This window comes from Agrobacterium sp. S7/73 (assembly GCF_019355535.1).
Lineage (GTDB): Bacteria > Pseudomonadota > Alphaproteobacteria > Rhizobiales > Rhizobiaceae > Agrobacterium > Agrobacterium tumefaciens.
In genome coordinates, this window is sequence record NZ_CP072139.1 from 20137 (window position 1) to 32227 (window position 12091).

At 54.6% G+C, this 12091-nt stretch carries 12 protein-coding genes and 4 pseudogenes; 13 read left to right on the forward strand and 3 right to left on the reverse strand.

The window, feature by feature from the left end:
• The first annotated feature begins 506 nt into the window (after positions 1-506).
• The 4 genes from ribA to J5276_RS29390 all read left to right on the forward strand — a co-directional run bounded on the left by ribA (position 507) and on the right by J5276_RS29390 (position 4884).
• Positions 507-1136: a GTP cyclohydrolase II RibA gene (ribA, locus tag J5276_RS29375; RefSeq protein WP_078053779.1), complete on the forward strand. Its 630-nt coding sequence runs from the start codon at positions 507-509 to the stop codon at positions 1134-1136.
• Positions 1133-2872: a WD40 repeat domain-containing protein gene (locus tag J5276_RS29380; RefSeq protein WP_209159735.1), complete on the forward strand. Its 1740-nt coding sequence runs from the start codon at positions 1133-1135 to the stop codon at positions 2870-2872. Before ribA ends, J5276_RS29380 begins: the two co-directional genes overlap by 4 nt.
• A gap of 99 nt (positions 2873-2971) precedes the next feature.
• Complete coding sequence (locus J5276_RS29385) at positions 2972-3382, forward strand: VOC family protein (RefSeq protein ID WP_162993114.1); 411 nt, start codon at positions 2972-2974, stop codon at positions 3380-3382.
• A gap of 23 nt (positions 3383-3405) precedes the next feature.
• On the forward strand, positions 3406-4884 hold the full coding sequence (locus J5276_RS29390) for an MFS transporter (RefSeq protein ID WP_209159737.1): 1479 nt from the start codon (positions 3406-3408) through the stop codon (positions 4882-4884).
• Between the two features lie 275 nt (positions 4885-5159).
• On the opposite strand, the gene J5276_RS29395 is transcribed toward J5276_RS29390, so the two are convergent.
• Positions 5160-5621: a hypothetical protein gene (locus J5276_RS29395; protein WP_209159739.1), complete on the reverse strand. Its 462-nt coding sequence runs from the start codon at positions 5619-5621 to the stop codon at positions 5160-5162.
• A 224-nt stretch (positions 5622-5845) separates the two neighbouring features.
• Here J5276_RS29395 and J5276_RS29400 point away from each other — a divergent pair.
• The 4 genes and pseudogenes from J5276_RS29400 to J5276_RS29415 form a co-directional block, all read left to right on the forward strand.
• A pseudogene (locus tag J5276_RS29400) lies at positions 5846-6587 on the forward strand (ATP-dependent DNA ligase); the annotation flags it as partial.
• Between the two features lie 142 nt (positions 6588-6729).
• Positions 6730-7206: an Hsp20 family protein gene (locus tag J5276_RS29405; protein ID WP_209159741.1), complete on the forward strand. Its 477-nt coding sequence runs from the start codon at positions 6730-6732 to the stop codon at positions 7204-7206.
• A gap of 72 nt (positions 7207-7278) precedes the next feature.
• A complete protein-coding gene (locus J5276_RS29410; RefSeq protein WP_209159743.1) occupies positions 7279-7578 on the forward strand; it encodes a DUF982 domain-containing protein in 300 nt (99 codons plus the stop codon).
• Positions 7579-7588: 10 nt separating this feature from the next.
• Entirely contained in the window at positions 7589-7864 is a 276-nt protein-coding gene (locus tag J5276_RS29415; protein ID WP_209159745.1) for a hypothetical protein, read from the forward strand.
• 239 nt (positions 7865-8103) lie between these two features.
• Here J5276_RS29415 and J5276_RS30690 read toward each other — a convergent pair.
• A pseudogene (locus J5276_RS30690) lies at positions 8104-8412 on the reverse strand (ATP-dependent DNA ligase); the annotation flags it as partial.
• A gap of 1251 nt (positions 8413-9663) precedes the next feature.
• Between J5276_RS30690 and J5276_RS29425 the strand changes: the two are divergent.
• From J5276_RS29425 to J5276_RS29440, 5 genes and pseudogenes are all read left to right on the forward strand, one after another.
• Positions 9664-9873 carry a cold-shock protein gene (locus J5276_RS29425; RefSeq protein ID WP_059759453.1) on the forward strand — a complete coding sequence of 70 codons (210 nt, stop codon included), beginning with the start codon at positions 9664-9666 and terminating at the stop codon, positions 9871-9873.
• A 134-nt stretch (positions 9874-10007) separates the two neighbouring features.
• Positions 10008-10235 carry a hypothetical protein gene (locus tag J5276_RS29430; RefSeq protein WP_065654520.1) on the forward strand — a complete coding sequence of 76 codons (228 nt, stop codon included), beginning with the start codon at positions 10008-10010 and terminating at the stop codon, positions 10233-10235.
• A 29-nt stretch (positions 10236-10264) separates the two neighbouring features.
• Positions 10265-10521 (forward strand): annotated as a pseudogene (locus tag J5276_RS30895) (hypothetical protein).
• 128 nt (positions 10522-10649) lie between these two features.
• Complete coding sequence (locus J5276_RS29435; protein WP_065654519.1) at positions 10650-10925, forward strand: hypothetical protein; 276 nt, start codon at positions 10650-10652, stop codon at positions 10923-10925.
• A gap of 127 nt (positions 10926-11052) precedes the next feature.
• Positions 11053-11568: pseudogene (locus J5276_RS29440) on the forward strand (hypothetical protein); the annotation flags it as partial.
• A gap of 201 nt (positions 11569-11769) precedes the next feature.
• Here the strand turns inward: J5276_RS29440 and J5276_RS29445 are convergent.
• Positions 11770-12090, reverse strand: coding sequence for a hypothetical protein (locus J5276_RS29445; RefSeq protein WP_209159747.1), 321 nt, complete (start codon positions 12088-12090; stop codon positions 11770-11772).
• Position 12091: the final 1 nt, after the last annotated feature.

The following is a 12091-nucleotide window of genomic DNA, read 5'->3' on the forward strand; positions in this document are numbered from 1 at the left end:
ATCCGGAACTGACGCTGCCCAATTGATGAGTTCGAGAACCGACGTCGGACAAACATCATCGGCTCCCAAAGGTACGAGCATCAGCCGTTCTTTACCACCAATACAGGGTCCTATTGTAGGCGGTCGCGCCCTTCGCAGTCGCTCCAGCCTCTCGAAATGCATTCTTTTAGGCATGCGGTCCTCCGATCGGACTTGTAATGTCGCGGCCGACGATTTTGCCGTCCAGGACGATACGTATCCGACAGACGGGTTGGGAAAACGCCCCCAAACCGGTGCTGATGAGAGTTAGCGCAGTCATGTATTGCGCGTCACCCATCTGTCTGCTCGCTGGAATTGTCAGGCGCATCGTACTTTAACAATTGCGCCAAAGACAAGTTTGAGTTAAGCGTTTACGAAATAAAATCGTATAAAAACAAATGCTTAAGTAAAAACTACTAGATTCCAGCTGAGTACACCTCGGTCGATTTTTTGCGTCATTGAATCAAAATCCGGGAGGTTCTGAGAAAATGGCATCACATAAGATTGCTGTTCGCCAGCGCGTGACAATCCCGCTGGGAATCAAAGAAGCGATCGCGGAATTCATCACCTTCGATGGATTCCTCGATGGCAAGGAACATTTTGCCCTTTGCGTGAACCCGCATCTGATTGAGGGTCTGCCTCTCGTTCGGGTGCACTCCGAGTGTGTCACGGGAGACGTTTTTCAGTCTTTGCGATGCGACTGCGGCCCTCAATTGAACGAGGCGATTGAGCGCATGACTGAATGTGGTGGATATATAATCTATCTGCGCCAGGAGGGACGCGGGATCGGTTTGAACGCCAAACTTGATGCCTACAAACTCCAGGACGAAGGATTGGATACCTTCGAGGCGAATGTGCGTCTCGGGCATGCCGCCGATCCCCGCTCCTTTGAAGCCGCCGGTGCGATGCTTCTGGCTCTCGGACTTGGCGCGATCCACCTCATCACCAATAACCCTCTCAAAGTAAGAGAAATCCGAGAGGCCGGTATCGCCGTTGTGAAGGCTTTGCCAACAGGCGTTCACCTCAATGAGTTCAATCGCCGATACCTCGAAAGCAAAGTCGCTTTCGCAGGCCATAACATTGAGTTTGTTCCACAAACGAGGAGAACAGTATCATGAAACACATCGCGCCAATCAGCGGCGTTGCCAGCTTCCAGGATATGTACGTCGCCAGCGCGGGGTACGACAATCAGGTGATCCTCTGGGATGCGCGGTCGCATCAAGCCCTGGCCAAGGTCAATCACGACCATCTGGCTAACATGTGCGTATTCTCTCCCGTTGGCGATCTGCTCGCCAGTGCTAGTAGCGATTATACAGCACGCATTTGGGACGTCCCATCAATGCGGTTGCGAGCTGTCCTTTCGGGTCATACAGATGACGTCGAGATGGTGGCGTTTTCCCCTGACGGAAAACGTGTCGCAACCTGCTCACGAGATCATTCGATCCGCATTTTCGACATTGACGGCAATCATCTGGCAACTTGCCTCGGACATACTGCTGATGTGATCTCGGTCGCGTGGATGCCTTCAGGTACCGAGATTGTTTCGAGCAGCGACGACGGATCCGTTCGCCAGTGGAGAGCCGGCGATGGTTCGCAACTCTCTGTCAGCAACTTTGACGGAATCGAAACCGATACGGTAGCGATAACCCCCGAGGGACTTATTTTTGCGGGAGATGATGAAGGCCGTATATCGATCCTGCGCGGAGAGACAGCAATTTCGAGTGTGACTGCACATGAAGCCGGCATCAAACGACTTGTTTACTCTCCGGTGTCGCGGCAACTGGTCAGTCTCAGTTATGATCGGAAGATGAAGATCTGGCAAGTCAATGCGGAAGCGATCGTCAAACTCGCCGAGGCTGCATTGCCAAATATAATCTGGCCTCGGTCTTGCTCCTTCGTGGGTAAAGAGAAGATCGCTTTTGCCACGTTCGGCTCGACCTATGCAGTCTACAATATTCGAAACGGTACCTGGCACGATATTGACTATGAAGCGAGCAAAAGTGTGAACGCGGTTTTGCCAGTTGGAGACGCGTTGTATACGGTCGGCGACGCTGGCATTGTAAGGAAAGACAACGCGTTTGTTGCCGATATGAACGGTCTTTGCAACTTTTTCACGCGCTTCGGCAGCACTCTCGTGACCGGCGGCCAGATGGGGAGTATTCACAATGCGATGACGGGAGAAGTCGTTTATCAACACCACTCTCCCCTAAACTGTGGATGTGCGTTTCTGCGCGATGATATTCCGCATGCCGCAATCGGAACTTACACCGGCGAAGTGGTTATCATTCGTGAGATCGACGGCAAGGTTGAAGTCGTGACGTCGATCAAGATGCACGAAAATGCGATCAAGGGCTTGGCGACAGATGGCGAAGTGATCTTTGCAGTTAGCGCCAACCGCAACGCGGCCGTCGCCTCCATTGGCTCGTTTTCAGTCATTGAGACTTGGATCGGAAAGCACCGCCAGATCGCAAACGGATGTGCCGTCGTCGCGCCAGGCGTATTTTGCAGCGTGAGCAGGGACCTAACCTTACGGATTTGGCGACGGAGCGAGATAGAGGAAATAAAAACGCCTCATCGAAACTCTTCGAAATGTGTCGCTGCTAATGAAACGTACATCGCCACGGGAGACTACGGCGGACGCATCGCAGTGTATAACCTCGAGACTAATACGTGGCTCAATGTCGTGCGCCCAAGCACCAGCGGCATCTCATCGATTTCGACGGATGTACGAACAAGCAGCTTCGTGGCGAGTTGCTACGACGGAAGAGTCTATGGTGTGACCATTTGCGACGAAACCGTTTCGGTGAGTGTGAGACTAGATGTGCCCTATAATCAGTTAATGGCGGCCGAATGATCAGTGACAGGTTCTCGATCACAGATACAACGTATCGCTTATCACCCATTCTGACCGTCAACAGAGCAGTTGAGAAACTGCTGTTTGAAGGAGATCATCATGGCGTCTAATCCAACGCTGGAAATAATAAAAGTCAGCGAGATAAAACATCTCAACATCCTGGTGAAGAACTTGGACATTTCATGGGCGTTTTACAGCGAAGTTTTGGGCTTCTCGTATGTGAACCATCTGGGCCCCAGGAAGATCGCCGCGTCTTTCCGCGGTTTCGATTTTTTCTTGGAGGAAGCGGTCGATTACCAAGGAAAACCTGATGAGAGGATCCACTTTGGAATTCGGACTGACCGCCAGGGAGTGCTGCTTTGGGGGGAGCATCTGAGCAACAATGGAGTCACCCTTGTAAGGGGAAACAATCCCGAGGCAACTATCTATGAGATGACAGGAACGTCTCGTGTTGCTCTTTATTTCCAAGATCCCGATGGATGGACAATTGAGGTATATAGCCCAGAATAACAGCTGTTTCGATAGGGATCTAAATGGGTGTTCTTGCGGAATGGAAGTCGCTGTTTTTAGGCGGTAATTTTTCTAAGATAGTGGTCTTGGGTGGCGGAATAGCTTTGCACGCGATCAACATTTTTGTTGGATCGACGTTGATGCCCTCAATCGTAAAAGATATTGGTGGTGTTGATCTTCTCGCTTGGAACACTACTCTCTACATAGTGGCCTCGATACTCGCATCGGTGTTTGTTGCCCACCATCCGGCGGGGTTGGGGCCTCGTCAGGTTTACGCAACCGGAGCGGCATCATTCGCCATCGGCAGCCTTCTCTGTGGTACTGCGCTGCACATGGAGAGCATGCTCTTAGGGCGTTTTGTTCAAGGGTTCGGCGCGGGCATTCTTGTCGCCATATCCTATTCTATGGTCCGGGCGTTATTTATAGAAAGTTTATGGCCGAGAGCATTGGCTTTGATGTCGGTGGTGTGGGGGGGGGCGACTTTATTGGGACCCGCAATCGGCGGAGTCATGGCTGCCGCAGAATTATGGCGGCTCTCTTTCTGGATACTTCTGCCTGCGGCGTGTTTTCTCTTTTTCATTGCATGGTCAGTACTGCCTGAGGAGTTTGCTGGTTCGAAAGACTCGCCGCCACCATTGCTTCAGATTGTTCTTCTTTCGGTGTCGATCATGTTGCTTTCGTTGGCTGGCACCGCCGCAGAATTGAATATTCTCATTGCAGGGGCCTTTCTTCTTCTCGGATTTATATGCGCGGCAGTGATTGTGTGGCGCGAGAATTATTCCTTGGCAAAACTCCTTCCCACGGGTGCATTCTCAATGCACTCACCGTTATTCATTTTGTACCTTATGATGATCTTAATCTGCGCCTGCCAAGCGAGTGAAATTTATGTACCGTACTTCTTGCAGCTCTTAAAAAAACAGCAACCGCTTTGGGCTGGCTATATGGTGTCGACCATCGCTTTTGGATGGATGTTGGGAGCGATCTGCTCCGCGGGACTTATCGGACGAAAAGCCCGAATTGCCGTCCTCGTTGGGCCCATCGTTGTTTTTCTGTCGTTTGTAGGGCTTTCAATTTTTCTTCCTGTGCCCAGGGTCGCCGTCGACCGAAACGAAACGGTCGCGATAGTAGTTTGCTTGTCCGGATTGGGTTTAGGGATAGGTGTTTGTTGGCCACATCTGCAAAGTTCGGTGTTATCTCGCGCACTGCCTCGCGAAGAGGATTTAACCTCGGCGTCTATCCCCATTATTCAACAGTTCGCTAGCGCTTTGGGCGCTGCGGTTGCCGGATTGGTCGTGAATGTCAACGGCGTGTCGGACGTAGTGAATTTGAATAGTTTATCGAATGCTGCATGGTGGCTGTATTTCACTACCTCTACCGTCGCTGCGCTTGTTGTGCCGCTCGCCCTCTTCGCAATGCGCATCGTCTCGCCGATTAAGACCTCTGACCCAAATGGGATAAAATCATTGAATAAGACCTCCCTCGACAGGATTACTGATGTGTAACCCGAAGGTACCGATCGAGCGAACCCGTATGCTAGATTGCCACAGATCCTCTAATAGTTCCAGTTGCATAGGGTGTGATTAGACGGATCTAGGGTTCGAATCCTGTCAAGGTGAAGACGCTCGCAAGGCATCTGGCTCAAGCTCTATTGCGGTCGTTCATGCGGGCCGCAAATTTCGCTAAAGCGGTCGCTCGGCTGTTTGGGCTGAATGTCCCAGTTGGGGTGGAGAGCGGCCTAAGCGCTTTCAGGCCGACAGAGGATGAAGCGGCCACCCGCTCACTCGAACAATTGCGACATTGACACTTGTCGGATGCGCTGTTCGTCCGAGGTGAAGCTTAGCAGCATCCGCTTGTCTCCAAGCACCCAGCGATCGTTTTTCAAACTACCACCGCTGCTCCATTCCGGCTCTCCAAACTTTGCTCGCGCCTGCTCCCGGGTCATGGTCATATCGAGATCGAAAGGCGTTCCATCGATCGGTCTTCCGGCTTCCTCCGGAAGAACGAAGAATGTACGCAGAACCAACTCCCCTTCCGCAAAGCGCGTCCCTTTCGGCAACTCGCTTCCGAGAGTAAAGAGCAGTTCAATCTGTTGACCGGGGACCTCGACGTTCGTTTCCTTCTCGCCGCGTGGCGGTCGCGTGAGCGGGAGCGTCGCACCCAGCGACTTCAAGTAATCCACGACCGCTGCGTCGGTTTCCGACTTTCCCAGCAATGCCAATGCGCCCTTGTAGATTGCCATGCAACAGCTCCAATGCTTACTTGCGACGATTGCCATGAGATCGGTACCGGGACGCCGCGAAGACCCTGTCAATAATAAGCAACGACGATCGGGACAAGTGGCTCATGAAGAGGATCCGGAACAATTGAGAAGGCAGGTGAAAACATGAATGCAGATCGACTGTTTACCCAAACTGAATTGCACGGAAAATCGGCCGATCCGTTCATCCAGGACAGCGGACATTCATTGATGGCGAGGCGGTGGTACTGAATGAGGAAGGCCGCCCGGACTTTGGAGGGCTGCAGCGCTGGCTCGGCGGAAGAGGGGGCAAGCGCGTTTCGACGGAGTCCGTTCTCTTCGCCTTTGACCTTCTCTACTTGGACGGTCACGATTTGACCCGGACCGAACTGTCAGTTCGCCGTCATCTCTTGACAGGCTTGCTGGAGGGCGCCGTCGGTGCGATCCAGTTGTCCGAAGAGATAAAGGGAGACGGCGCTGAGCTATTGGCCAAGGCCTACTCGATCGGCATGGGGGGCGTCATCGCCAAACATCGAGATAGCCCCTACCGCTCTGGTCGGACCGGCGACTGGCTGAAGATCACGTGCGTGCAGAGAGAGTTTCATGATCCTCGGCTGCGAGCAGTCGGCGGTTGCCCACGGTGGGATTGGCAGCCTCCTGCTGGCAACTCGCCGGGACCACGATTGGGTCTATGTCGGCGCCGTCGGCACGGGCTTCAAGGAAAAGGATGCAGCCTACCTGAAGAAGACGCTCGACACACTGAAGACACGGACACCAGCCGTGCCGCTTAAAGGCAAGAACTACGTTTACGCGCAGCCGACCTTGATCGCGGAAATTGAATTCCGCGGCTGGACCGACGACGGTAATTGGCGACACGCATCTTACAAAGGGTTGCGCGAGATCCAGGACAATGCCGCTGTTTATGACCTCAACCGAGCAAAGGGTTTCAGTGCGTCGGCGAGGTCTTAAATTTTTTCGGCTGGTGCTCTTGAATCCTAAATTCTCAAAAACCAAATCGATTGCCGCCAACCGCTGATAAAAGGGCTGGCCTTGCTGGGAGCGCCGCCTTTCGGCGCTTCCGTACCCATGTTGCTTCAAGGAGGATATGGCTATGGCAACATCTTACGACTACGCACCTCTCTTCCGCTCGAGCGTCGGCTTCGACCGGGTGTTCAATCTTCTCGAAAACGCTCAGCGCGCCCGTTCGATCAGCGACTGGCCGCCCTATGACATCGTCAAGATCGGTGATGATAGCTACCGGATTTCGATCGCGGTCGCAGGTTTTGCCCAGGATGATCTCGACATCACCTTCCAGTCCAATCTGCTGACGGTCACTGGCAAGAAGCAGGAGACGGCATCCGAAGGTTATCTGCATCGCGGCATTGCCGGCCGTCCGTTCGAACACCGGTTCGAGCTTGCCGACCATGTCAGGGTGAATGGTGCCGATTTGAACAATGGTCTTCTGTCGATCAATCTCGTTCGTGAGATCCCCGAGGCCTTGAAGCCGAGGAAGATCGAAATCCAGACCCAGCCGGCCCTCGTGCAGTCGACCGCCCCGGTGCAGATCGAAGCGCCAAAGGCCGCCTGACCGAAACTGCGGAGAAGGGGCGTCGCGGGCAGCGGCGCCCGTTAACATCACGGGTTGGGAAGGAGAGAGACAATGAAACCCGATATGTTCAGACAACCAGTTGCCATCCTTGTCGGCCTCGGCTTCCCGGCTGAGGTCCGGAGCGTCATGGATGCCTACCGGCACCTTGCTGAATGGCCAGCATCGTTGCGTGACACGGCACACTCGATGGCGCTGAAAGCCTGTAGTGCGGCACTGCGCGGCGAGATCGAAGCGGAGACCGCGCGCGGCCTATTCGCCGCCTTCGCTGAAAAGCATGATCTGCTGGCGCCGGAGAATGATGCCATCGCGGCATCGCACCTTCGGCGGGACAAAGATCCACACGTTCGATAGGAAGGCCGACATGCACGAGATGTTACAGCAGGCCGTGAGCAATGCCGCGGCGATGGGGCCGGCGATCCTGCTTCAGGGCATGCAGATTGAGCGGCCGATCGATGTCGTAAAAGCGACTGCTCTCACCGCACACGACAAGCGGACCATCCTGGCTGCATGGGCCTCGGATTTCTACGCGGTCGATTCGAAGCCGTTGTTCCGCCATATTCCCGGAACACCGGATTCGGTTTCCATCGATGAGGTTCAGGCTGCCCTCCAAGAACTTGATCGACGCTACGGCTTCTGATCTCTGGCTTCTCAGGCAGCCTGTTTCATCGACTTCGCCAGCCGCTTGATGGCCTGCTCCAAGGAACGCTGGCCATCGCAATAATCCTGCCAGGCGCTCGTATTTTGGAGGAGCGCCTGTACTGTGCGGTGAAGCGTTTCGGATCGAGATCGGTCTTCACCTGGGTCCAGGTCACGGCATCGATACGGTAGCACCCGGCCGCGCACGCGGCGACAACGGCGTGACCGCCATAGCCATCCGGTCATTGCCGGCGACGCCGGCTTTTCTGCCTCGACTTCGGCTGCAGGCTTGTCTTCGCGCAGCCGCTTGAATGCCGCCTGAGGTACCAGTCCGTCGGCCGTTCAGCCGGCAAACTGGATCTCGGCGACCAGTTCGGGTTTGACCCAGACGATGTTGGAAACCTTCTTCGGCGCGCCGATGCCCGCGAACGGTGATTTGGCGGCTTCGATCTTGCGGAGCCTTGGCAAGATTGTATCGACCGTTTTGGCACCGTAGCCGGTTCCAATCCGGCCGACATACACGAAATGATTACCTCCGAAGACGCCGACCGCTGCTCATTCCGCGGCAGGCCCTTCGTTCTAGTCCTGCACAAGTGCGGCTCAATGTGGAAAGGTATCGGCTGCCACGGATCAGGCATTGACGACCTGTTATGTCCTTATCACGCGCGGAACGTTTTCAGCGAAGCTTGCGCTCTGATCATTTGCGCCACCCGTCGGAAGTTCAGCTCACTCGCGCCGTCCTGCGAATAACGGGGTCGCCGGTTCGATAGTGTTCAAGAGCAAAATAAAAGTGGCGCGTCTGGTATAAGGTACGGATGTCAGGTTAGCGACGCTATTCTTTACGTCAGCATAGCAATTACACGCTCCCAAGAGCAGTCTTTTCGCGTATCAGGCTTTCAACGATCGTTGAGGGATGGGAAATTGACAGGCAGGTTTCGGGCGACCGCGGCAGGAAAGCTGCATTCCCACCGAGCCAGCAGCTTTGAGCGGCAGCCCAGCTTACATCGACACTCCTTCTATTCTGCCACTCCTCAGCAGCGAACATCGCATGTATCGATGGACGGTCAAAATTAGCCCTCGTTCGCTGATGTTAATGGGTTTACAGAGCGCAAATCTCTGTACGCGTGGGACGTCGAAGCTACCCCGCCCCTATATGACCTTAATTGAAGGATTGCCAAACAGACGGGTCGGCCTCATCATCGTGCCTTCGGCAGCCATTAAAACGGGCGCTGTCGCTTTGGGCTTAATGCTCGTGCCCGCAATCTGAAAGGAGGACCCATGTCTTCCAGCATTCACGCCGTCGATTTCAATCCCGGCAGCAATCGTATTCTCAACCAGATGCTTCATAAGGCCGGATATGTCACGGCGAGGATGAAACCGCTGTCAGGAGCGCTTGCACGTCAATCACGCGCTGTTTTGCTCCGGTTTATGTCCGGCGTCATTCGCCAGGGAGACACTGATTTTCCGTCGGGACCGGAGTCCATTTCCGCTTCCGGACGACCGTGATTCCATGGCTGAACCTGGCGTGGGGTTACGTTCCCAGCCCTGTTTCCGGAGTCTAGAGTGTGAAACGGCACCCCGAAATTACAACTAAATGCTGAGAGTGCTGGAGCGCAAAAACTAAAAGTTGACAATCGGATATTGACGACCTATATGTTGAACATCGATATTTGCTTGCTTAGCTTTGGTTATCGCGCGTCTGGCACCGTGCCCTGAACGAGCCTTTTCTCTCAAAAATCGCTATCGCATCTGCAACGCCGCGGGCGTTGTGGTTCTCTTATTGCCATGAAAGGGTTCATCATGACCACTGGCACAGTTAAATGGTTCAATTCCACCAAGGGCTTCGGCTTCATCCAGCCTGACAATGGCGGCACCGATGCGTTCGTCCATATCTCGGCCGTCGAGCGCGCCGGAATGCGCGAACTCGTTGAAGGCCAGAAGATCGGCTACGACCTCGAGCGCGACAACAAGTCGGGCAAGATGTCGGCTTGCAACCTGCAGGCTGCCTGATCATCCCGGTATCCGCTCTCCGTTGACCACGGATGTACTGGCACTGTCGAGAGCCATGATACCAGCAGGTCAGGCAAATTGCCTGGCCTTTTTTGTTGCCGCGGCACCTCGCGGCGTTCAATCCGGAAAAACCCATGTCACAGACACACAGCAAATCCCGTCAGAAGGCGGAGATTGCCTTTGCCAATACCCAATCGCAATTCTTCGCCCGCAACAGCGCCGTCGATGAACTCGATTCTCTCGTTCTGGCCCGCGAGGAAAAGACGCGGCGGCTTCGTGAAGCGCGTCTTGCGAAAGAATTGAAGGACCGAGAGGCGGCGACCGCCTTTCTTCTCGAGAAACGGCGGGCCAAGACGGTCTGATCTGCCCAGCACTCTCTCCAAGGCAAAGATTGCAAAAAACCAGAAACAATGACCTTGCCGATCGCCGCATCGCGGTCTTGGAAGCAAAGTCCGCTTTTTGGAACGCCTATCACGCGATAAAGGCCGCCACTGGCCCTGCCAGAATAGAATGGCAGGCGGAGCAGACGAGGGTCCCCGTGCGAGGGAAGAGCGGCGCATTAGGCGCGGACGGATAAAACACGACGAGGCCGCCCGCAAGGCCGAGCGCAATCGGCGCTACGCCAATTGCAAGGCAAGGCGGCTATAGTAAATGGCTTGGTCACGTCCGGTCACCAATCAGGCTCTTTCAGCAGTTTCTTTCAAACCGTTGTAATCCGCAACCGACAGCGTGGTGCAAACCGCCGCTAAAGATTCGTCACACCGAAAGGGATACCCATGGCAGACAGTACCGGCGACCTTCAGGCACTCAACACGGCATGGCAGATCGCAATCCAGGAAATCCTGCGGATGGTCATCCGCGACATGTATCATGCGGGCGGAGAGGAAGCCTTTCTGGCGAACGTCAAGCGGATCGAAGAGGGCGCCGTCGACAGCATCTATTCCGACCTGCGGCTACGCGGGACGAATGAATGGACGGAAACGCTTGTCAAGGATAATGCAAGTAACTTTGTAACCACGCTGCTGACATCGTTCACATATGATCGAATCTAATGGAAGACGGGGCCGTGCGTGAGCCGCGCCGCTGCTGTTCCGTACAAGCATTTTGATAGGTTGGGCTTTGCGCGCGGCAACTCGCTCGCCAGCGTCTGCTTTCAGAAACTATATGGTGGAGGTTCACGCCACCAATGTCCGAACGGACGCCTATGGCGGCAAGGTGGAAAACCACGCGCATTTGATGCTCGAGGTCACGGCCACGGTGGTGCAGGAAATCGGCGCCAAGCGCACTGTGCCTGATTTCGCCGCTTTCGCCAGCAAATGGCATTTCCTGTAGCGATTCCCAGGCGCAATACGAGTATATCATCGATCAACTTGATGCTCTCGGCATCGCGTACGTTCATGTGGTCGAAGGCCCAACGTGTGGCACGCGCCACGTTGCACCCTTCGACTACGGATCGCTCCGCCGCCGCTTCAGCAGTGCATATATCACCAATAATGGCTATGATCTCGATCCGGCGACGTCGCATCTAGCCGAGGGAACGGCGAAACTGATCGCCTTCGGACGTCCGTTTATCGCCAATCCTGATCTCGTCGATCGACTACAAAGCGGCCCCCCTTGGCTGAGATCAATCCGGTCACACTTTATGGCGGTGCAGGTGCGGACTGTTCCGGCTTCACCGGGACTTCCGGCAGTTAAGCGATCAAGGCGCCGTATCTCGGTGCGGCTCCCGTGATAACGATCATCATTAATCTCCCACAATTCCCAAGGCTGCGCGGCCACAGGCCGCGCGCCAGATCGAAAAAAGCTATGGCCACCGTCGCATCAGAGAACAGATGTCCGCACCCATGACCAATAATTTGTGATGGGGTTGATGAAATCAATGGGGGAGTCCGCGGGCTATTTTTCGGCGGGGAAAAATCTTATGAGCTGTGTCTTCATAAGGGCATCTCGACTTGCGGCATCCAAGGAGATGCAATGTTCAATATTTGCACGCAAATCCGCAGGCACTTCTGGTCCGCCGGCTTTCAGGAGCTTATCGCCCATCGCGAGAAGAGCCGCCAGCTCGACACCACATCGGGACGCAGACATAACTGTTGCTCCTGCCGGACCGGGTCGTATTTCTTCAAGGTCGTTGCTGGCGGTATAAAGCGTCAACAGATACCAGATCAGAAAGAAAGCGGACCAAAGCATCATGCTTCCAAGAACATATGCGCGCACA